22 protein-coding genes and 4 pseudogenes are annotated in these 21,006 nt (G+C 57.0%); 13 read left to right on the top strand and 13 right to left on the bottom strand.

All coding sequences use genetic code 11. The features are described 5' to 3' along the window. Window positions 1–458: 458 nt before the first annotated feature. From Asbog_RS14235 to Asbog_RS07020, 6 genes and pseudogenes are all read left to right on the top strand, one after another. Window positions 459–863, top strand: a pseudogene (locus tag Asbog_RS14235) (transposase); the annotation flags it as partial. A 142-nt stretch (window positions 864–1,005) separates the two neighbouring features. Continuing rightward, the gene (locus tag Asbog_RS14385; RefSeq protein ID WP_146926657.1) at window positions 1,006–1,491 is read left to right on the top strand and encodes a hypothetical protein; all 486 of its coding nucleotides are present in this window, start codon (window positions 1,006–1,008) and stop codon (window positions 1,489–1,491) included. Window positions 1,492–1,890: 399 nt separating this feature from the next. Then, entirely contained in the window at window positions 1,891–3,513 is a 1,623-nt protein-coding gene (locus Asbog_RS07040; protein ID WP_062164590.1) for a hypothetical protein, read from the top strand. A gap of 641 nt (window positions 3,514–4,154) precedes the next feature. Then, window positions 4,155–4,379, top strand: a pseudogene (locus tag Asbog_RS07030) (transposase); the annotation flags it as partial. A gap of 40 nt (window positions 4,380–4,419) precedes the next feature. Next, window positions 4,420–5,097 carry an IS6 family transposase gene (locus tag Asbog_RS07025; RefSeq protein WP_062164588.1) on the top strand — a complete coding sequence of 226 codons (678 nt, stop codon included), beginning with the start codon at window positions 4,420–4,422 and terminating at the stop codon, window positions 5,095–5,097. An 81-nt stretch (window positions 5,098–5,178) separates the two neighbouring features. Continuing rightward, entirely contained in the window at window positions 5,179–5,994 is an 816-nt protein-coding gene (locus Asbog_RS07020; RefSeq protein ID WP_062164587.1) for a DUF429 domain-containing protein, read from the top strand. Window positions 5,995–6,377: 383 nt separating this feature from the next. Here Asbog_RS07020 and Asbog_RS07015 read toward each other — a convergent pair whose 3' ends face one another. Beyond that, complete coding sequence (locus tag Asbog_RS07015; protein WP_062165765.1) at window positions 6,378–7,271, bottom strand: NmrA/HSCARG family protein; 894 nt, start codon at window positions 7,269–7,271, stop codon at window positions 6,378–6,380. 98 nt (window positions 7,272–7,369) lie between these two features. On the opposite strand from Asbog_RS07015, the gene Asbog_RS07010 reads away from it, so the two are divergent. Then, window positions 7,370–8,248, top strand: a complete 879-nt coding sequence (locus Asbog_RS07010) for a LysR family transcriptional regulator (protein WP_062165764.1) — start codon at window positions 7,370–7,372, stop codon at window positions 8,246–8,248. A 170-nt stretch (window positions 8,249–8,418) separates the two neighbouring features. Here the strand turns inward: Asbog_RS07010 and Asbog_RS07005 are convergent, their stop codons facing one another. From Asbog_RS07005 to Asbog_RS06995, 3 genes are all read right to left on the bottom strand, one after another. Next, window positions 8,419–8,772 carry a pentapeptide MXKDX repeat protein gene (locus Asbog_RS07005; RefSeq protein WP_062164586.1) on the bottom strand — a complete coding sequence of 118 codons (354 nt, stop codon included), beginning with the start codon at window positions 8,770–8,772 and terminating at the stop codon, window positions 8,419–8,421. Between the two features lie 107 nt (window positions 8,773–8,879). Next, entirely contained in the window at window positions 8,880–9,629 is a 750-nt protein-coding gene (locus Asbog_RS07000) for a molybdopterin-dependent oxidoreductase (RefSeq protein WP_062164585.1), read from the bottom strand. After that, the gene (locus Asbog_RS06995) at window positions 9,626–10,249 is read right to left on the bottom strand and encodes a cytochrome b/b6 domain-containing protein (protein WP_062164584.1); all 624 of its coding nucleotides are present in this window, start codon (window positions 10,247–10,249) and stop codon (window positions 9,626–9,628) included. Before Asbog_RS06995 ends, Asbog_RS07000 begins: the two co-directional genes overlap by 4 nt. Window positions 10,250–10,412: 163 nt before the next feature. Between Asbog_RS06995 and msrB the strand changes: the two genes are divergently transcribed. The 4 genes from msrB to Asbog_RS06975 all read left to right on the top strand — a co-directional run bounded on the left by msrB (window position 10,413) and on the right by Asbog_RS06975 (window position 12,866). Continuing rightward, complete coding sequence (msrB, locus tag Asbog_RS06990; RefSeq protein WP_062164583.1) at window positions 10,413–10,874, top strand: peptide-methionine (R)-S-oxide reductase MsrB; 462 nt, start codon at window positions 10,413–10,415, stop codon at window positions 10,872–10,874. An 8-nt stretch (window positions 10,875–10,882) separates the two neighbouring features. Then, entirely contained in the window at window positions 10,883–11,545 is a 663-nt protein-coding gene (gene msrA / locus Asbog_RS06985; RefSeq protein WP_231944678.1) for a peptide-methionine (S)-S-oxide reductase MsrA, read from the top strand. Window positions 11,546–11,704: 159 nt separating this feature from the next. Then, the gene (locus tag Asbog_RS06980; protein WP_025841758.1) at window positions 11,705–12,235 is read left to right on the top strand and encodes a sigma-70 family RNA polymerase sigma factor; all 531 of its coding nucleotides are present in this window, start codon (window positions 11,705–11,707) and stop codon (window positions 12,233–12,235) included. Then, window positions 12,222–12,866 (top strand): NrsF family protein, encoded by a 645-nt coding sequence (locus Asbog_RS06975; protein WP_083510763.1) that lies wholly within the window; start codon window positions 12,222–12,224, stop codon window positions 12,864–12,866. Before Asbog_RS06980 ends, Asbog_RS06975 begins: the two co-directional genes overlap by 14 nt. Before the next feature lie 48 nt (window positions 12,867–12,914). On the opposite strand, the gene yghU is transcribed toward Asbog_RS06975, so the two are convergent. The 8 genes from yghU to Asbog_RS14510 form a co-directional block, all read right to left on the bottom strand. Then, window positions 12,915–13,799: a glutathione-dependent disulfide-bond oxidoreductase gene (gene yghU, locus Asbog_RS06970; protein ID WP_062164581.1), complete on the bottom strand. Its 885-nt coding sequence runs from the start codon at window positions 13,797–13,799 to the stop codon at window positions 12,915–12,917. Then, window positions 13,796–14,512, bottom strand: a complete 717-nt coding sequence (locus Asbog_RS06965; protein ID WP_062164580.1) for a glutathione S-transferase family protein — start codon at window positions 14,510–14,512, stop codon at window positions 13,796–13,798. The genes yghU and Asbog_RS06965 overlap by 4 nt, the downstream gene beginning before the upstream one ends. A gap of 106 nt (window positions 14,513–14,618) precedes the next feature. Then, window positions 14,619–15,368, bottom strand: coding sequence for an SDR family NAD(P)-dependent oxidoreductase (locus tag Asbog_RS06960; RefSeq protein WP_062164579.1), 750 nt, complete (start codon window positions 15,366–15,368; stop codon window positions 14,619–14,621). A gap of 150 nt (window positions 15,369–15,518) precedes the next feature. After that, window positions 15,519–15,935, bottom strand: coding sequence for a carboxymuconolactone decarboxylase family protein (locus tag Asbog_RS06955; RefSeq protein ID WP_062164578.1), 417 nt, complete (start codon window positions 15,933–15,935; stop codon window positions 15,519–15,521). A gap of 66 nt (window positions 15,936–16,001) precedes the next feature. Beyond that, entirely contained in the window at window positions 16,002–16,676 is a 675-nt protein-coding gene (locus Asbog_RS06950; protein ID WP_062164577.1) for a peroxiredoxin-like family protein, read from the bottom strand. Between the two features lie 112 nt (window positions 16,677–16,788). Continuing rightward, window positions 16,789–17,892, bottom strand: coding sequence for an alkene reductase (locus Asbog_RS06945; RefSeq protein ID WP_062164576.1), 1,104 nt, complete (start codon window positions 17,890–17,892; stop codon window positions 16,789–16,791). Between the two features lie 30 nt (window positions 17,893–17,922). Beyond that, window positions 17,923–18,558: a glutathione S-transferase family protein gene (locus tag Asbog_RS06940; RefSeq protein ID WP_062164575.1), complete on the bottom strand. Its 636-nt coding sequence runs from the start codon at window positions 18,556–18,558 to the stop codon at window positions 17,923–17,925. After that, window positions 18,551–18,712, bottom strand: coding sequence for a hypothetical protein (locus Asbog_RS14510; RefSeq protein WP_158625400.1), 162 nt, complete (start codon window positions 18,710–18,712; stop codon window positions 18,551–18,553). The genes Asbog_RS06940 and Asbog_RS14510 overlap by 8 nt, the downstream gene beginning before the upstream one ends. Window positions 18,713–18,830: 118 nt before the next feature. On the opposite strand from Asbog_RS14510, the gene Asbog_RS06935 reads away from it, so the two are divergent. Further along, window positions 18,831–19,706 (top strand): LysR family transcriptional regulator, encoded by an 876-nt coding sequence (locus tag Asbog_RS06935; RefSeq protein ID WP_062164574.1) that lies wholly within the window; start codon window positions 18,831–18,833, stop codon window positions 19,704–19,706. 231 nt (window positions 19,707–19,937) lie between these two features. After that, a pseudogene (locus Asbog_RS06930) lies at window positions 19,938–20,252 on the top strand (transposase); the annotation flags it as partial. A gap of 51 nt (window positions 20,253–20,303) precedes the next feature. On the opposite strand, the pseudogene Asbog_RS06925 reads toward Asbog_RS06930, so the two are convergent. Continuing rightward, window positions 20,304–20,930 (bottom strand): annotated as a pseudogene (locus Asbog_RS06925) (IS6 family transposase); the annotation flags it as partial. Window positions 20,931–21,006: the final 76 nt, after the last annotated feature.

Here is a 21,006-nt window from a genome sequence, read left to right as displayed (position 1 = left end):
TTGCCAGAAAGACGAAGTGCCAAGTATCCGACACGACGAGGTAGGTACGAGAGCGGATCGCCCCCATCATGCCCGAACCAAGGTGTTTGGGCAGTCCGCAGGCGCTCGGGTGCCGCGATATGCCACCCGCTCCGCTCGGGCTCAATCCAATGCGCGCTGCCGATCTAGAGCGTTTTTTTGCTGCCTGAATCAGCGGGTATTCCCGCTCTGGGGGCAATCTGATCCAAGATGACGGCCGGGATGGAGCCGGCGCCGGATATCGTCACGCACCCTGTCTCTGAATCCACGTGCCCGCGTTGTCGCAGCGGTTTCAAAGGGCCTGTCCCGCCGGCAGGCTGCCGAGCGCTTCGGTGGCAGTTCGGCAAGTGCCGTTCGACGGTGTGTCCTGGCCGCGTCGACTGACAACTCAGCAGCAAAGCCACGCGGTGGGGATCGGCTGTCACACAGGATCGAAGCACAGGCCGACCGGTATCGTGGCGCCGATGGTGCTGGACGGACCGGTCAAAGGCTGTGGCTTCCAAGCCTATGTCGAACGCGCCCTCGTGCCGGATCTGCACCCCGGCGACATCGTCGTCATGGACAATCTCGGCTCGCACAAGGGGCCGGGCGAGCAGGTGGCGATCGAGGCCCTCAGAGTCAGCCCGCGGTTCCAGCCACCCTACAGCCCGGACTTCACCCCGATCGAGATGGCGCTTCCCAAACTCAAGGCCTATCTCCATCGGACCACCGAACGCACCCGCGATGGGCTTTGGGATGGGATCGGCAAACTCATCGATCAGGTCGCGCGCGCAGAATGCGCCAACTTCCTCATCGCCGCTGGATACGAGTCAGATTGGAAGGAAAACGCTCTAATGGGTATCTAAGCCCTGGCGTGTCATCAAAAGAAGGAGAGGAATTGGTATCTGGTCCGAGAGGGAGCCATGCTGAGAGCGAAATCGTAGAATATGCCAAGGAGCACAATCTCAAGGTTGTTGAAATCGGAGCAACAAGACCCGTCTGCGCCTCTTGCCAATCGGTTGTCCAGAAATATACAAATACCTAAACTCTAATGAAGATGGTAAAAAAGTGAGACTAAAAAATATTAGTGCAGTTCTTCATAAATACATCATAAGTGGTGGTGATCTTGTTGGTTTATTCGGTCGAATTTTCTCTTATTGCAGAAAAGAGTTGAATACAAGATTGGAATCGATATCATTTACCGACGAAGTGCCAAAATTTATCTCTGAAACAGAATTCCCAAAAAAAGAAGACTACAAAGAAATTTCTGGATATTATGATGATAAATATTTTTCCTGCGAAGATAGTGGCGATCAGGATATGGATAGTATTTATTTCTCTTTTTCTAGATTCTCTTCTGCATTAGATTATTTTTATCGAGACTTTTCGGTGGAAAATATTGAAGAGGCAATATACGAAATTATCATGTCAACGGAAAATCCAAAATACACCTTGAAAAATATTGAATATAATTTGAATAGTCTTATATCATAGTTTATAGTTATGACATTAATCTATATCCTATGCGTTTTTCATGATTTTCTAGCTTAATTAAATCTAGGTCTTACTTGGTGTCACGATTGCGGCGAGCGGTGCGGCGTCACTCTCGGCCAGTAATGACATTACCCTCAATGGCGGTCGCCTGAGGTCTGGTGGCGATCTGCCGATGCTGGCGGTCATATCGGCATGCAGACGGGCAATCTGGTGATCAAAAGCCCGCAGGATACGGCTCATTACGACAGCCATGCGACATCGGGTGGGGCGAGTATCTCCGTCCCCGTTGCGGGTGTTGGTTAGACGGGTGGCGGCGCGAGTATCGCGCACAGCTCGATCACGGATGAATACCGTTCGACCGGCAAGGACCAGTCCGGGCTCTATGCGGGCGAGGGTGGCTTGGATACAGAGGTGTCGGGCAACACGCATCTGACCGGTGGAGTGATCAGCAGCACGGCGGAAGCAGAGCGCAACCACTTCAGCACAGGCAGTCTGACGGCGGAGAGCCTGGAGAACATCTCGCGCTGGAGTGGCACAAGTGTCTCGGCTGGCGGCGGATATTCGAAGGGCGAGGCGCCAAGCGATGTGCTCAAGACAGGCACGTTTGCGGTGGGTCATGAGGACCACAGCGAGAGCAGCGTCACGCAATCGGTCATCACGGGCAATATCGATGTGCAGAGTGGCAGCACGACCGGGCATTACAGCACCGATCTGGCGAGCGCGAACGGACATCCGGATAATGATTTCGACGCGAAGAAGCTGAACACAACGCTTCAGATCCAGACCGTAGGCCAGACACTGGCAGAGAGTGCTGTTGAGGTTGGCAAGCAGGTATATGATAAATTCCAGGCGGATCGGGGTGTCTCTGGGGGTAGTGGCCGCAATATCAGCGGAAACAACGCAACCCAGGGTGCGGGATCGCACAACTCTAGTGACGGCCAAGCTCAACTAACGGACGGATCTGGTCGGACAAATACGGCCGCCGGAGATCTGGCTGCTTCTTCAGGGGGCTCACCAACGGGGGGCGCTCAGGCGTCAGATAGCAATTCGGGTCATGGGGCTTTTCAGGAAAGGCCCTCAGAGGAAATTACCGTCAGGCCGCCTGAGAAATTCTGGAGCGATGCCCAGCTGACTACGCAGTTGGAAGGATATGAGAACTGGGAGGTGAGGGGCGGAAGAAACAAGCCTTACTCGGGAGGGATGGGAAGCTCAGCCGAAGCGCAGGCTTTCTGGAATGCAAGCGAAAACCGTCTCAGTCAGATCAGCAATCTTCCCGAAGGTTGGGGCCTTATCGGCTCTTTACCTCTGGCTGGCATGCAGGCCATGGATGGGAAGGGCATGGCAGCCCTCGGCACTTTAGCACTTGCTGGTCCAAACTTGGTCGGGCTGGGCTCGCAATTTCGCGTTGTCGCGCTTGGCGCAGGCGGATTGCATGCAGGCGCAGTGTCTGGGGGGATGGGCTCTGGCGTTCTGGCACTTGTCCAGGGAGGCCGCGGCGTTGTTACCGTCGGGGATATCGCAAAAGTGCTGAAATCGCCGCTCACCCAGGGAGAGGCAAGAAACGCATTCAATACCGCTCTGAAAGCCTATCAGGCTTATCAGAATGTAGACGCGACGGCAGGTGAGCACCATCACCCATCCGATCAGGCAAATAGTGGCAGTGGCGCGCAAACTCATTCCGGCCAGCAATCGACGCCAGCCGAAACAGTCGGGGCAGACTCGCTTTCCCCCAACAATGATGAGCCGCCGAGACCAGAGGAGAAGGAAGACCCCGGGAAAAAAGCGAATGAGGTTGGAGCGAGACGCGAACAGATCGTCGCAGAAAAAGTGGGAGGCAGAGTTTCTCGCGAGATAATCAAAATAATACTGGGAGTACGGATATCGACGTTCTGGCGGAGAATGGGGATATCATCGCCGTTGGCGGTCCAGCTAAAGCAAAAAATCTTGGCTCCTTTATGCGAGTGCTGCGCCTTTATAAGGCGGAAGCTGATAAACGGGGTGTACAAGCGTGGGTCTATCTAACTGACAATACAACTGACAGTGTATTGCAGGCGGCTAGGGAAATATTTGGCGATAATGTTAGAACGTTTAGTGAGAAATGAAATGAAAATGTACTGTGAGTGCCGTGTTTCTGGAGAGTATGGCTTGAATATAGTTCTATCATTTCTTGAGGGATATGGATTCAGCGCAGGCGGGCAATTTGCCTTTAAGATAATGTCCGACGATGGAGAATTAGGGGCGATACTGGAAAATAAGGATGAAGTAATTAGAGAAATTATAAACAATAATCATATCAACATAATTATTATAAACAATGATTTTGATAGTTTGTTTTTTCAACTAATAAAATAAGTAATATAATAAAAATAACATTTTCATTTGATGGTTGGACTGTAGAAGACGCTGCAATTATTTCGTCTTCATTATTTTCTCGGCTTGTGACCGATATGTATAGGCAAGTTGATGGAGAATTTTTTAACGCCTATTTTGAATAATATGTTATCTGAGGCGAGGCTTAGAGCCTGTTTGAAAAGTTGCCTGATGAGCATTTCCGGTGCCTCCATCATGCAGCTAACCATAAAAAAAATGGCTATCATCAGAGGTGGACCCGGTTTTTCGGACAGGGGTTTAAGCTATAGACCAGCCTGAGAGGGGACGGATTTATGGGCAAGGTTACGCGCAAGAGGTATTCGGGCGAGTTTAAGTCTCGGGTTGCGCTGGGGGCGATCCGGGGCGAGCAGACGCTGGCGGAACTGGCATCGAAGTATGGTGTGCATCAGACGATGATCGCCCAATGGAAGCGCCAGGCGATTGAAGGCATGGCGGCGACGTTTTCCGGCAAGCAGGCACCCGAGGCGACAACCAGTCCGGTCGATGTGGAGAAACTCCGGTGCTGTCACATTAACTGCGGCGTGTTAGATGCTGGTGATGAGAGCGTCATCTGTGAGCTACAAACGGCACCGATTTCCTCGCGAGCTGATCGCTCATGCTGTGTGGTTGTATTTCCGTTTCCCTCTGAGCTTTCGCCTTGTGGAAGAGATGCTGCTTGAGCGGGGCATTGTCGTTTCGTATGAGACGATCCGTCGATGGAGCCTGAAGTTTGGAGCGGCCTATGCCCGCTCCCTGCGTCGCAAGGCGGCGAGACCGGATGATATCTGGCACCTGGACGAAGTGCGGATCGTGATCCGTGGCAAGCCTCACTGGCTGTGGCGCGCAGTCGATCAGGACGGCTATGTTTTCGACGAGATCCTACAAACCCATCGGAACGCCAAAGCGGCAAGACGTCTGTTGACCCGGCTCCTCAAACGGCAGGGTTTGCGCCCCAGTCGTATGATCACCGACAAACTCAAATCCTATGAAGCAGCGAGGCGCAACATGCGTCTCTCGATCCGGCATCTCTCGCATAAGGGTCTGAACAACCGGGCGGAGAACAGCCATCTTCCCCTGCGAAAACGTGAGCGCATCATGCAGAAGTTCCGATCACCAGGCGGGTGTCAGCGCTTCGTCTCTGTCTTTTCGGCCATTCGTAATCTCTTCGTCCCGTCCGCCTCCATCACCACCGCCCTTTCTCGGCATATCCACCGCCTCAGGGCTCTCGCCCAATGAAGCAACGTGACCGCTCTTAGCGCCTGAAGATCTCTTTCTCGGGCGTCGCCTACCTCACATCAGTTAACGTGACAGCACCGTATGGACACATACATTGGGTTCGACTCTGCTTGGACGGACAAGCAAAAATCATCAGGGGCTATTTGTGCAGTGACTATGGACGGATCCAAGCTGCACGCCTTTATTCCGCCGCGGCTAGCCACTTTCTCCGAAGCACTCGAATTCATCCGCTCGGCGAGAACGGAGGGTGTAACTCAGCTCGCTTTGGATCAACCCACGATTGTCCCTAACCTTTCTGGCAGTCGCCCGGTCGAGAAGGTGGCTGGGTCGGTTATCGGTTGGATGGGCGGCGGCGTGCAGCCGTCGAACCGTGGTAGAACAGGCATGTTCTGCGATGCTTCCCCTATCTGGAAATTCCTCCAAACCTTGAACAGCGTGGAAGACCCGGAGGAGGCACGCGTAGCCAGGCATGGGCTCTATCGTATGGAAGTGTTTCCGGCCCTTGCACTGGCATCATTCGATCCGGGGTACTTTGGTCGTCTGGCTGCCCCGAAATACAATCCTGTCATACGCAAAAAATTCCGTCTTACGGACTGGAAGCGTGTCGCACGGGCAGCCGCTCGCGAGGCCGAAATTTATCAGTGCGCTGCGGTAGCGGAGTGGTGCCGGGAGGCAGAAGCATTTGGGACACCTCGCAAGGCAGATCAGGATCGGCTTGATGCCATCTTGTGCCTGTTGATTGCACTGCGCTGGAGGCTGATGCCTCGCGAAGCATCTATCATGCTCGGTGACCTGGCGAATGGCTACATAGTCGCACCTTGCAGTCCACAAGTACGCGAGCGTTTGCAGAGGGCAGCTCAGCAACGGTCAGTCAAGGTTGATGGACGGGCCCGATGAAGAAGCTGTCTTGTGACCACTGTGTTCCCGGACCTTGGACATCGCTGCGAGCACCGTCGTTACTTCCTGGCAGATCCCCGCCTGGCGTACGCAAGTCATCTTCACCAAAAGATATATGGCCGTGATTTGCAAAGGGCGTTGGGGCGGGTGTCACTTCTCTCGCTCCGATCGGGCCGCCTGTATCCCTCGCAAGCAGATCACGACAGAGCGGATCGATGCCAGCCAAACTACGCCTGAAGCGCAGGCGCGCACGACGTAGTTTGGCCCATCCGCTACCGGTTCGCGCCTAACAGACCTATTTTCGATGACAGAAAAAATCGGAAGTAGGAAAATGGCGGAAGACCGCCAATTTCCGTCTATCGGCAATCTTATCTCGCTACGCGTTATCGACCGATTCGATCGGCAAACGACGACCGGCGTCGGCGGTTATCTTTTGAGCGTTTTAGCGCCCAGTCCTCTAGTGCGAGCATTGCCGAGTTCTCGCATCGCAGAACGGAGACATCAGCCTTGAACCCGTCTCGGGCGATCCACTCGAACATCAGACGGAAATCCTCGGGCAGGCGCTCTCGCATGACGTAGGGGATCGTAAAGCCGCGACTAGGGCGTATCCTGGCTTTCCTCAGGATTGAGGCTGCTGAGCGAGCCGTCAAACTATCGCCTGCAAGTTCTATAGCTCGACTAAGGTAATGGTCAGGTTTTTGGAACGCCTCTGCGGCGAACCAGGCAACATCCTGCACCGAGACAAGCTGCATGGCCTGATCCGGCCCCAGATAGGTCTTCATCATGGACAGCATAGTGATCCGAAAGATCAGGCTCGAAAAGTTTTCCATAAAGGCCGCTGGACGCAGAACCGTAGCCGGCAAGTTCAGTGACGCAATGTGCTGCTCAATCGCCCATTTGCTCTCGAAATGGGGAACGCCGCTCCGTCGCTCTACCCCGCCTGCGGAGCATTGGACGAAGTGCCGTACACCAATATCCTTGGCGAGGCTGGCAAGCCTCTTCCCCTGTCGCTCTTCGCCAGCTGGACCGATCTTCATGGGCGATTGGACAGATAGAACGCCCTCAGCCCCATCAAGAGCCAATCGAAGGGAGTGTTCTTCGTCCAGATCACCATGGAAGGTTTCAACCCCAAGCTTTGCCAGAGCAACTGCTTTTGGCGCCTTCAGATCACGAACAAGCGCGCGTAGGCGCCAGTGCCCTCGACGTTGCATCTCACGGATCGTGGCGCCGCCTTGTTGTCCGGTCGCGCCCGTAATCAGAATGACTGGTTTTGACATCTCGGTCCCCTTACTGAAGAGGCACGATAAGCCGTTCCCGTTGGACAGGGCAGGTGCGTCATCGTAGACGTCTTGTTCCATATATGGAACACGAGCCCATGAACTCAGATGATCTCGGCAGCTTTCTGCGCATCGCAGAGACCATGAGCCTCAGCGCGGCCTCGCGCGCCACGGGAACGCCTAAATCATCGCTAAGCCGGGCATTGTTCCGTCTGGAGAGGGAAATCGGGGCAAAGCTGTTCGAGCGCGGCCCGCATGCCCTCAGACTGACCGAGGCCGGGCGCATACTCTTGATTCATGCTAGACGCGTCGTGGACGATCTGAATGAGGCTACCGCGGCCCTCGATGGGGTGACGGGGCAACCTCGAGGCGTTCTGAAGATCAGCGCGGCAACGACGTTCGCAATCGGGCTGGTGGCGCCGATGCTGCCGCATTTTCTGCGAGACTACCCTGATCTGCGCGTTCATCTCGAGGCCGAGAACCGGATCGTCGATCTGGCGAGGGAGGATGTCGATGTGGCAATCCGGATAGGGGCAATGGCTGACTCCGACCTGATCGCCAGCAAGCTGGGGAGGATCGAATTATGGCCCTGTGCCGGGCCGGCCTGCCTCTTGGAAAGAGGTAGGCCCCAAACGCCGCAGGACCTGGCCAATCACGAGTTGCTTGGGTGGACCGATCAACCGTCGATCTGGCGTTTTACGGATAACTCGAAGTGCGAGCATCGCGTGTCCGTTAATGTTCGATCCGTCATCCCGGAGCCCGCCGTCCTGCAGGTCGTCCTTGAGAGCGGGGGAGGTGTCGGGCGTTTGCCTGCCTTCTTGGCAATCCCCTTAATCGAGCAGGGTCGGCTTGTGAGACTGCTCCCCGATTATGAAGCGGAGACGGTGGAGGTACATGCGGTCTACGCAGCGCATCGAAGCCTTTCCTCCAAGGTCCGGGTATTTATTGATGCTTTGCGCGCACATATGACAGGATAATCGCCCATATCCTCCCGTGGGACACAGCTTATCCGCAGCAAATGCGAACGCTATATGACATCATCTTTGCCTACCGTCGCCCCGACGCTGTTTGACACTTCGCTAGGATCAGAACCCGATTACGCCCCGGAAGGGTCGACCTGTGGCTTTTGACCACAGGCGTAGGGCCCTCAGTTCGGCTTTGCCATGTCGCCTTTCGAGTCATTGCTCATCGCGTCATGTTCAATCGGGTCGTGCTTCATCGCACTGCCCATCTTGTTCTTCTTTTCCATACCCTCTGACTTCATCATGCTGCCATGCTTGCTCATGGACTGCTTCGACATCCCGTGGGGCGCCATTTTGTCCTTCGTCATGGCGTGCTTCTTCATGCTGTCGGAGGACATGTCACCGTGGGACATGCTGTCATGTGCCATAGCGCCCTGCGACATCGTCCCTTGTGACATGGTGTCCTGAGCGAAGGCAGGGGCTCCCAGCAGCATTGTCGAAGAAAAGGCACAGGCAAGTGCGAGTGTACGAAAAGACATGATTACATTCCTGGATCGGTTCAAGGGATCGGACAATGGACGCGCCAGCTTCCGATATCTTTTCTTTCGCCTCAGCCTTGCCGCAGGTTACATGCCTGCGTGATTTTTTATGAGCCGCCGAACCAGTCATAGCCCTGGTCTTCCCAATATCCGCCCGGGAAATGGTTCGTGACCTCGATAGAGGCGAGATATTTCGGGTTTTTGTAGCCGAGTTTTGTAGGGATGCGGATTTTCATCGGGGCGCCATAGGCGGGTGGGAGAGGGTTCCCGCCGAAATCCAGCGCCATGATTGTCTGCGGATGAAGTGCCGTCGCCATATCGATACTCGTGCTGTAATCATCAAAACAGCGGAAATTCACATATTTTGCCCGTAGATCGGCCCCGACATGCTGCAGGAATACAGAGAGCGGAACCCCCGACCAATCTCCGATAGCGCTCCACCCCTCCACGCAGATATGTCGCGTGATCTGCCTTTTCTGCGGCAGGGTACGAAACCGGGCGACGGACCAGGGGCTCTTGTCTGAAACAAGCTCGCTCACCTCCAGCCGCCAGGATGAAGTCTCGACGAGCCTTATGTCGCCCTCGTCATAATAGGCATTGAATGGAAAGGGATGTGTGATGCGTGACGGGTCAAATTCCCTTGCGAGGCGCTGACGGCTGAAAAGAAGCGCCTGCATCCGGTCGGTGAAACGTGACATCAGGCTGAGGGCGTGTTCCACCGACGCATTATCGTCCAATGCGCAGCCTGACAGCAGGGAAAGCCCACCAAGCGAAAGACTGTTCCGCAGGAAGAGCCTGCGTTCGAGCTTGCGCAACTCAGGCGCGACACCGGCGCGGTCGATTTTCGGCGGGCTCATGATGCGCTCTCCTTGTCGCTATCTGGCATACGTCGCCCGAACACCATGCCCCACAAGGTGGCAGGCACCATCAGGGCAAGCGCGACATGGAGCAAAAGAAAGCCCACAATCAGGCTCATCATGGCAAAATGGATGCACCGGGCAATGTCGTAGCCTCCGAACAACCAGGTCAGCCATCCAAGTTGCACGGGTTTCCAGATCGAAAGGCCCGTCGTGACCGTCAGCACAGCCACCACAAGCACGACCGTGTAGAGCGCACGTTGCACGGCGTTGTAGTGACCGGCCTTGTGGGAGAGCTTCAGGCGCAGGGCTTGCCCAATATCCCTCACCACAGATCGCGATCCTGCGGGGCGCAGGTCATTGCGAAAATGCCTGCTTGCGGCGCCATACACGACGTAAACCAGCCCCGCCCCCATCAGCACCCACATGGAAGCAAAATGCCAGGCAATGCCGCCGCCAAGCCAGCCTCCAAGAGTGATGGCAGCGGGGAATTCGAAAGGCAGGATAGGGGAGGCGTTGTAGATCTGCCAGCCACTACCAATCATGACGAGCATGGCAAGCGCGCCTGCCCAATGGGTGAGGCGTATGATCGGTGCGGGCGCGCGTCGCGATCGTGACATGGCAGTTCGTTCCCTGAGTCTTCTGGAGGCTGGCAGAGCTTCCTTCGTGCGCAGGCCCCTAAAAGTTACGGCACGGAACGAAAAAAAAACAGTGTGGCTGCCCGTAACCTCTGCACGGTGCAGCACGAAGGATGGAGTGAAATTCAGCAAAAGGGCGAAGTTCATGACATCGCGTCGACAATTCTGCCTTGCTTCAGTCTGTCTGGCTCTGTCGGGCCGCGCCTGGGGCGCAGAACCTTATCCCGTGACGCATAGTGCTGCTGAATGGCGGCGCCTGCTCACACCGGAGCAATTCGAGATTCTGCGCGAGGCTGGCACAGAGGCACCCTGGTCCAGCCCGCTCCTGAACGAACACCGACAGGGGCGGTTTGCCTGCGCAGGCTGCGCAACGCCGGCATTTGACTCACGCAGCAAGTTCGAAAGCGGGACGGGCTGGCCAAGTTTCACGGCAGCGCTGCCCCATGCTGTTCAGGAGCGTGGGGATGACAGTCTTGGCATGGAGCGCACGGAGGTACGGTGCGCGACATGCGGTGGTCATCTTGGCCATGTCTTTGATGACGGTCCCCAACCGACCGGATTGCGCTACTGCATGAACGGCGCAGCCCTTACCTTCAGGCCAGTCTGAAAGTTCGCATGATGATCAGAAAAAACGTGCTTGGCGTCGCGCTCGCCACATTCAGCCTTTATGGAATTCTGCACGAGGCTACCTCAAGGGCGTCTGCCTATCCGACCTTGCCTGAGCCCGTTATCGTGGCAAAGACCGGTAACGACAAACCCATCGGGCAGATGACGGCATCCCCCGATGATTCCCGTCCGGGGATGACCCCATCCAGCGTCGTTTTTGCGGGAGGGTGTTTCTGGGGGGTGCAGAGCATATTCCAGCATGTGCGAGGCGTCACAGCCACCCGAGCCGGATATGACGGTGGAGCGCGTGACACGGCCCAGTATGAACGCGTCAGCGAAGGCGATACCGGTCATGCGGAATCGGTTGAGGTCGAGTATGATCCCACCCTCGTCAGCTTTGGCACGCTGATGCGGATATTCTTCACCGTGGCACTGGACCCGACGCAGATCGACCAGCAATTCCCCGATACGGGGCCACAATACCGTTCCGTCATCTTCACGCGCACAGCGCAACAGGCGCGCGAGGCAGAGGCCTATATCGCGCAGCTTGATGCCGCCCATATCTTTGCCCAGCCCATTGCAACGCATGTTCAGCCTGACAAGGCGTTTACCGGGGCGGAAAGAGAGCATCAGAATTTTGCCGCGCGTTATCCGCATAATATCTACATCTAGACCTATGATGCCCCGCGGCTGGACGCACTGCGTGCCAGCTTTCCGGCAAGCTGGCGGACAGAGCCGGTCCTCGCACTTTCTACGGCACCTGGGTCTTTACGTATGTCAAATGATAGCGGTAGGAAATGATCTCCGGTCACGCATGAAGGCAGCAGATTTTTGACAGAAGCGGATTGGAGCCGTTGGATGGAGGCCGCGCAGGCAGGAGATGCACAGGCTTATCGCCTGGTGCTGGGCGAGGCACAGGCATGGTTGCGTCGTTTTTTCCTCAAACGCCTGCCGCTTTCAATGGTCGATGATGCCGTGCAGGACACCCTTATGGCGGTGCATGAGAAGCGTCACACCTTCGATCCTTCCCAGAAATTCGGCCCGTGGATTGCGGCCATTGCGCGTTACAAATGGATTGATCGCCTCCGGGCCGCGAGACGTACACAAACGACCCTGCTTGATGAGACGGTGGCTGTGGGCGATCACGAGGAACAGGTGACCACGGCTCATGCACTGGAAAAGCTTCTGGCGCAGTTGAAGCCGGGGCCAGCAGAAGCGATCAGGTTGGTGAAGTTGCAGGGTTTGAGCATAGAGGAGGCAGCACGTCGCACAGGGCAATCCGCGACGCTGGTGAAGGTCAATATCCATCGTGGGTTGAGTCGTATGAGCACGCTGGTGATGGGAGGCAATGATGGTGAATGATCCCCTGATCGAGCAGTTTGTAACCGATCTTCGCCCCGTCCGGAGGCGCTCGCTCTGGCGCGATGCCTTGACCCTCGCGGTTCTCGCCGGGGTCGAGATTGGTGCAGTGCTCGGGTTTGGCCTGATGCGCCCTGACATGCCCCATGCCATGCACATTATGAGCTTCTGGTGGAAGGCAATCGGGCTGCTGCTGATCGTCGGGCTGGGCGGCGCTTCGGCGCTGGTCTCGCTCGACCCGACGCGTTCGCCCCGGCAGGGGCTGCGTTGGCTGGGCGTGACCGCTCTTGTTCTTTTTGCTCTTGGCTGGCTTGTGGACGCGCTTCAGGCTGGGCCAGAGGCCTTATGGCTCAGGCTTGATCCGGCGCACGGCATGGTCTGTGCACGCAAGATCGTAGAGCTTGCTCTGCCCGCTGTCCTCGCGCTGGGTGTTATCGTGCGCCGCGGCGCACCGGTTGATGTGCGCGGAACGGCGTGGGTTACTGGCATTGCCGGCGCGGCTTTTGGTGCGCTCGTCTTTGCTCTTGCCTGCCCCTTTGATGACCCGCTTTATCTCGTCGTCTGGTATTCATTGGCCTGTGCGCTGGTGGCCTGCAGCACGCGTCTGGTATTGCCGTGGCTGATACGCTGGTAGTTCCGGGCGATGCGGGGTGCATCGCCTGATGCGGCGGGGTGGAAGCGATCAGATCGCGCTGTCTTTCGGCAACTTGTCCTGCGTTCTAAGCTCGAAATCCGAGCTGTCATGGCGTTCGCGAAGCTGGGAAGAGAGCGGGCCTGAGAGCCTGTTCACCATCCGGCCCCGCTGGACAGCAGGGCGCTCAAGCAACCGGGCTGACCACGCCTGCACATGGGAATACTCCTGAACGCTCAGAAACTGTGCAGCATCATTATAGAGCCAGCCTTCAACAAGGCCGCCATACCAGGGAAAGATCGCCATATCGGCGATTGTATAGGTGTCGCCTGCTATATATTCATGCCTGGCAAGCTGCCGGTCGAGAACGTCCAGCTGGCGTTTGGTCTCCATGGCAAACCGGTTGATTGCATATTCGATCTTCTCAGGGGCGTAGGCATAGAAATGGCCAAAGCCGCCGCCGAGATAGGGTGCGCTGCCGACCTGCCAGAAAAGCCAGTTCAGACAGGCCGTACGCGATGGAACATCCCGAGGCAGAAAAGCCGCGAATTTCTCGGCGAGATAAAGCAGGATCGATCCTGATTCGAAGACGGGCAGGGGGGTGCCCCCGCTTTGGTCAACCAGCGCCGGGATCTTGGAATTCGGGTTGATGGCTGTAAAGCCCGATCCGAACTGATCGCCATCCCCTATATTGATCAGCCAGGCATCATATTCCGCCCCCTCATGTCCCAGGGCCAGGAGTTCCTCCAGCATGATCGTCACCTTTACCCCATTGGGCGTAGCCAGTGAGTACAGCTGGAGCGGGTGACGCCCTACGGGGAGGTTCTTTTCATGCGTCGGCCCGGCGACAGGGCGATTGGTGCTGGCAAATTTGCCACCATTCTGTTTGTCCCATGTCCAGACGCTGGGCGGTGCATAGTTTTCCGAAGCGGTCATGAGAGCTGCTCCCGATTGTGGATAGGGAAATTGGATGGGAAGAGGGCCCGTTGTGCCTGATCGTCCATATCTGTCTTGAATGCGTGCCTCTTCATCAGCGCCTGTACGCGCGACACGGCCGGGCGGGCGTTGATGTCGTGCATGAAGCGATCAAGTGCAGGCCAGCGCTCGAGCGGATAATCTTCCTTGAGCACACGGGGCGCACGCTCAAGCCAGCCCCAGGCAGACATATCGGCAATCGTGAAAGTATCGCCCACGATGTAACGGCGGTCTGTGAGGTGCTGGTCGAGAACTGTGTAATGTCGTTCGACCTCGCGCCTGTACCGATTGACGGCGTAGTCCAGCCCGGCGGGCGCTGCATGCTGAAAATGCACTGCCTGACCGGAAAAAGGCCCAAGCCCGGATGCGATAAACATCAACCATGACAGCAATTCAGGCCGGTCCGCGGGGGTCCCGAGATATTGCCCGGTCCTTTCAGCAAGATAGAGCAATATTGCATTGGAATCGAACACGCGTGTTGCCGGGCCCGCAGGACCTTCGGTGTCGATAATGGCAGGCACCTTGCCATTGGGGTTGATCGCGAGAAACGCCGGGTCATGCTGATCACCCTTGCGGGTATCGACCGGTATGGCCTCATAGGGCAAACCGGCTTCCTCGAGCATGAGGGCGATTTTCGCCGGGTTGGGCGTAGGATGGAAATAAAAACGGATCATGATAGCTCACCCTTGCGAAACCATGTCAGTCTGATTGGCAGTATGGGCGGGTTCTGCTCACGCTCCACCGTACTGGTGATTGTAATCCTGTGGTGATCACGGAGCCCTAGACCGCGGCCGCACCACCGTCGACAATGAGGTCAATGCCCGCAACATAACTGCTTTCATCAGAAGCCAGAAAGAGCGCGGCCGCAGCAAGTTCCTCTGGCTGCCCCAATCGCTTCATGGGCACGGCTGCAGCCCATTGACGCTTGACGGCTTCGGCACCTTCCGGCGTATCGGCCTGGCTGTCCATGATCGGTGTGTCGAACGGTCCGGGGCTGAGGGTATTGATCCGTATGCCGCGTTCGACCAGTTCGGCCGTCCAGGTTCTGGACAGGCTGCGTATTGCAGCCTTGCTTGCGCTGTATGTGCCATAGCCAGGCACACCCTTATTGGCAGCGATGGATGAGACAAGGATGACTGAGCTGCCAGACCGCAACAGGCCAAGTGCCTTGCTGATCGTGAAATACAGGCCTTTTACGTTGATATCGAACGTCCGATCGTAATTGGCTTGTGTTGCCTGTTCGAGTGTTTGAGGCAGAACGATGCCGGCATTGGCGACCAGAATATCGATAGCCCCACGTTCACGCCGTATCGTTTCCACCATGCGTTCGATATCGCCGGGAAGGCTGACATCTGCCTGTATAGAGGCGGCCTGACTGCCCAATGTCGCTACAGCCCGCTCAAGCTCGGCCTGTCGCCGACCGGTGATATAGACAAATGCGCCTTCAGCGATGAAACGCGTTGCGATGGCAAGCCCGAGCCCGCTGCTTCCTCCGGTCACAAGGGCCGTTTTTCGATGAAGTTTCGTCATAGCTGTTCCTTTTCGAAGGCAGATTGCCGTGAAGGACTCACGAAGCGTGAGACGGGCGCAGAGAGGTTCGTGAACGCCGCAGGCTGGATGTCATCGGGAGCGCGAGACGAGGCCCGTTCTACCGGCAGGGTACAGTACTTGGGTGAGGGCTCAGAGCAGACCGCGATGGCCTTCATACTCTTCGCTTTTGTCGAGTCCACGCTCAGCAATGATCTTCGCAGCGACAGGCATGACACCGGAAATGGCGGGGAAGCCGACATAAGGGAGCATCTGTATCAAAGCTTCCTCTATTTCCTTCAGCTTCATACCGTGATCGAGCGCAAAACCCATATGGAGGCCGAATTCATGGGGCTGGCGCAGCGCAACCATGACGGTCATTGTGATGAGACTTCGACGCGCCTGATCGAGCCCTTCACGTGTCCAGATGTCCTCAAAGACATGATCGAGTGCATACCCGGCTATGGCTGCGCCGAAAGTTCCTGACTGTGATGCCGCGATGAGCTTGGCGGATTGTTCGTCACCCATCAAATGGCGAGTGAAGCTATTGCCCATGTCATTGGAGCGCATATCTCTCTCCGTATCCTCAGTGAAAACTCCGCCCCTGCGCGAGCCGGGGCGGTATGGATGGAGCGATCAGTCGGCCGACTGGGTAGCGTGGCGCAGGGCAGGAAGCATGTCGGCAGGTTCCGGGCGACGCGTATAATCCGGGTTGACCTCGGCATAGAGAATGACGCCGTCCTGACCAATGACGAAGCGGCCAGGCATGGGCAGCGTCCAGCTGTCGTCACCATTGAAACCGGGCAGATCGTTCTTGAGATTCTTGTAAAGCTCAATCAGATAATCAGGCAGGGTGAAGCGAAGGCCAAACTGCGCGGCGACGTCATTATGCGTGTCAGACAGGATCGGAAATTGCAGTTCATTCTGGCGGACTGATTTTCGGCTGTTCACCGCAGTTTGCGGGGAGATTGCGATCAGATGGGCGCCAAGCTCACGAAATGAGGGAAGTGCCGCTTCGAGAGCCTGCAATTCCATGTTGCAGTAAGGGCACCACACACCGCGATAAAAGCTGATGACCAAAGGCCCCTTGGCCAGAAGATCAGCAGAAGAGACAGGGTTACCCTCGGGGTCGTTCAGCGTAAAAACAGGTGCCTTGTCTCCGGCTTTGAGGGCTTTTTCCGCAGCGCCGGACGCAACCAGCTCGGCGGTGGCACGGTGCATGGTTTCGATGACGCTATGCGGAACGTTGTAGGGGGGCTTTCCGGCTTCGAAATCGGTCTTGAAGGCGTCGAGCTTTGCCTGAAGTGTCATGGGTTCGTTTCCTTGAAATCTGGTGACGGATCTGACGATAGGAGGTCGCCGTACCGGAGGGATGATGGCAGATACGACTAATGGTCATTCCCTGGTGGAATAACCGCGGTGGTTATTGCTCTGCTGTCGAGGCGTCAAAGAAGGGATAATCGGTGTAGCCACGAGCATCGCCGCCGTAGAAGGTCGAGCGGTCGTAATTTGTCAGAGCAAGGTCCCCGCGCAGGCGCTCAGGCAGATCGGGATTGCTGATGAAATGCCGGCCGAAGGCGACGGCATCGGCATCACTGGATGCGAGCACGGCTGCGGCACTGTTTTTGTCGAACCCACCTGCCGCGATCAGCGTGCCCCGAAATCTCTCACGCAGATCACGCGCGGCCACAGGTTCGCTCTCGGCGATGAGTTCCGTGCCCTTGATGCGGGGTTCAACCACATGCAGATAGGCGATGCCGAGCCTGTCCAGCTGCTCCGCCACATAACCGAAGGTTTCTTTGGGGTTGCTGTCTGACATCGAGCCGTAGGTGCCACTTGGGCTCAGGCGAACACCCACGCGGTCTGCCCCCCAGACGGATATGACTGCCTGTGTCACTTCCAACAGAAAGCGAGCGCGGTTCTCGATCGGGCCACCATACTCATCGGTGCGGTGGTTGGTACCGTCCTGCAGGAACTGGTCTGGCAGATAGCCATTGGCGCCATGAATTTCCACGCCATCAAAACCTGCCTGCTTTGCCCTTGCGGCACCTTCCCTGAACTGCTCGATCACCGCGGGAATTTCCTCCAGCGAAAGGGCACGCGGCATGGAAAACGGGACAGGGCCACTGGGCGTATAGGCGTCACCTTCTGCCTGGATAGCAGAGGGCGCGACCGGGGCTGCACCACCTGGCTGCAGATCAGGATGCGACTGTCGCCCTACGTGCCACAACTGCATGACAATCTTGCCACCGCGTGCATGAACGGCTTCGGTCACCTTGCGCCACCCGTCTATCTGGGAGTCGTCATAAATGCCCGGCGCGCCGGCATAGCCGTATCCTTCGAGCGCAACGGGTGTTGCCTCTGAGATGATAAGACCGCCGGGTGAGCTGCGCTGGCTGTAATACAGCGCCATGAGGGCATTGGCCTTGCCAGTATGGTCCGACCGCATGCGCGTAAGGGGTGCCATGACGATTCTGTGGCCGAGCGACAGCGCCCCGGCATTGAAGGGCGTAAAAAGTTTGTTCATGGGAATAACCTCGGAGCGATCAGAAGAGGATCAGTTTGGGGCGGCGAGCGTCTCAACCCGGGCGATACCGCGCTGAACGCCAGGTCTGGCCGCAATCCGCTCGTACCAGCGGGCGATATGAGGGGTGTCATCGAGGGTGAGGTCGGGAAAACTGCGCCGCCAGAGCCAACCGAAATGGGCAATATCGGCGATAGTAAAATGATCGCCTGCCACGAAATCCCGGTGCGCCAGCAAGGTGTCGAGCACATGCAGGACGCGTTTTGCCTCTTTGTCGAAGCGCTCGATCGCGAGAGGCAGTTTCTCGCTGGCGAAACGCTGGAAGAAACCCGATTGGCCGAAGGCGGGGCTCAGGGCAGAGGCGTGAAAGAAAAGCTGCTCGAAAACGCGCGCCCGTTCGGCCCCGGTTGCAGGGAGGAGGTGGCCGGTTTTTTCAGCCAGGTATACGAGTATGGCTGCTGACTCTGTGAGGACGAGCTTCTCATCCCTCGCGTCGTGATCAATCAGTACGGGAACCTTTTGGTTGGGATTAAGCGTCGTAAAGGCCGTGGTACCCTGTTCGCCTTGCCGGATATTGATGCCGTGTAGCGCAGAGGGGAGATCGAGCTCTTCCAGCGCGATGGTGACCTTGACGCTGTTGGGAGTCGCGAAAGCGTAGACCTCAATCATGAGCGGTTCCTCCATCAGGTTTTGCAAGGAGAGCGGAGAGCGCCGGGAGAAGGGCGGCGACCATGGCTTGTGGCAGGTCACCCGTGAGCTGATAGGCCGAGATGAAATGCGACACCGGTCGTGTTGATACGGCGTTGGTGAAATGAACGATCATCCTGAAGCCTGCTCCATCCTTCCCCGATGCTGACCGGGTTGCAGGTCTGGTTTGCCTCTGTTTCACTGGGCATGGCAGATCGCTCGATGCGATAAGCATCATTCCCGGGAGGAATAGGATGGACCGATATCAGGCGATGACCACGTTCGTGCGTGTGGTCGAGACGGGTTCATTCTCAGCGGCGGCAAGGCAGCTTCATGTTGGTCAGCCCGCTGTGTCGAAAATCGTGGCACAGCTCGAAGCGAGGCTACAGGTCAGCCTGCTCATACGCTCCACTCATGGCCTCACACCCACCGAAGCGGGGCAGGCATATTATGAACGCGCACGCAATGCGCTTCAGGAGGCCGACGAAGCGGAGCTGGCCGCGCGCGGTGCAGGGAGCGGCCTGTCCGGGCGTTTGCGTGTATCGGCGGCGACAACATTTGCGCGACTGCACATCATACCGCGGCTACCGGCATTTCTCGATGCGCATCCGCAGCTCGATGTGGATATTCTGCTTGATGACCGTATGATCGATCTCGTGGCCGAGGGGGTCGATATCTCGTTGCGTATGGGGGCTTTGGCCGACTCCTCGGCGGTCGCACGCAAGCTGGCGACAGGAAAACGTTCGGTGCTGGCCACACCAGCCTATCTGGCGCGTGCGGGCATGCCGTTGGTCCCTGCCGATCTGGCTGATCACAACGCGATTGTTTACAGTCAGCTCCCCAATGTCTGGTCATTTCACAGGGATGGCTCGGCCGTCTCGGTGTCCGTTGCGGGGCGTCTTAGGGTCAGCGCTGCCGAAGGCCTGCGGGCAGCAATCCTCGCTGATATGGGCCTGACCATCACCTCGGACTGGATGTTTGCCCCTGAACTGGAGAGCGGCGCCGTAACGCGCCTGCTTCCGGCGTGGTCTTTGCCTGATATCGACCTGTGGGCTGTCTTCCCCACGGGGAGAATGATGACCGCAAAGGCAAGGCAATTTGCAGATTTTGTTCAGGGCTTGATGGAATGAAGGCAGGGTGCCGCCGCTTGGTGCGCCTACTGTCTGTCGCGATATTGAGAGAGACGCGGGTTGGCGTAGGGACCGCCTTGGATCAGCTACGCTAGCGAAGCAGGTTTCTGATGAATCTCCGGGGGCGGCTCTACTTCTGATCGATTTGGTTTGCCGCCTGCGACATACAACTGGAGGGTTCCAAAAACCCCTTTGGTCTGGGGTTGCTGGTGTAATTCTATCCCAGCAGTAATGTTGGGGGGGCTTACGAAGCAGCCGGGTTTCTTCGATGTGTACGAGCGGCGTGCCCGGTTAAGCGGGCTTGGTGATCAGCTCGAAGCGTTTTCCCGGACTCTGGAGTTCGAAGCGTTCCGCCCTGATCTGGAGAAGGCTCTGGCTTACTCAGACGGGAGCAAAGGCGGGCGTCCACCGTTCGATCCGGTACTGATGTTCAAGATCCTGGGGATCCAGACACTGAGCAATCTCTCCGGTGAACGGACGGAGTATCTGATCAACGACCGTCTATCCCTCATGCGTTTCCTGGGCCTGGCGTTATCGGATCGGGTGGTGCTGTCACGTTAACTGATGTGAGGTAGGCGACGCCCGAGAAAGAGATCTTCAGGCGCTGAGAGCGATCGCGCTGCCCCACTGAGCGAAGGCCCTGATACGACGGATGTGCAGGGAAAAGGCGATGGTGATGGAGGCGGACGGGACGAAGAGATCCCGGATAGCTGAGAAGACGGACACGAAGCGCTGAGACCCGCCCGGTGAGCGGAATTTCTGCATGATGCGTGCGCGTTTTCGCAAGGGCAGATGACTGTTCTCCGCCCTGTCGTTCAGACCCTTATGCGAGAGATGCCCGATCGAGGCACCAAGTTTTCGTCTCGCTGCTCCATAGGATTTCAGCTTGTCAGTGATCATGCGACTGAGGCGCACCCCCTGCCGTTTCAAAAGCCGGGTCAGCAGATTTCTGGCTGCTTTGGTGTTGCGACGGGGCTGCAGGATTTCGTCGAGAACATAGCCATCCTGATTGACTGCGCGCGACAGCCAGTGAGGCTTTCCACGGCTCACGATTTGCACTTCGTCCAGATGCCAAATAGCGCCAGGCTGGGCCTTCCTGCGTCGCAGGGAGCGGGCATAGGCTGCACCGAACTTCAGGCTCTATCGACGGATCGTCTCGTGTGAGATGACTATACCCGGTTCGAGCAGCATTTCCTCAATAAGACGAAAGCTCAGCGGGAAGCGTGTCCATCCTTTGTCATGACGAGACTGATCGGGCCTCAAGTACTCGTCGACAGCTCTTCTGCTTATGGCGAAAGCC

This window comes from Asaia bogorensis NBRC 16594, from assembly GCF_001547995.1.
Classification (GTDB): Bacteria; Pseudomonadota; Alphaproteobacteria; order Acetobacterales; family Acetobacteraceae; genus Asaia; species Asaia bogorensis.
This window is presented reverse-complemented; position numbering and strand designations above follow the sequence as displayed.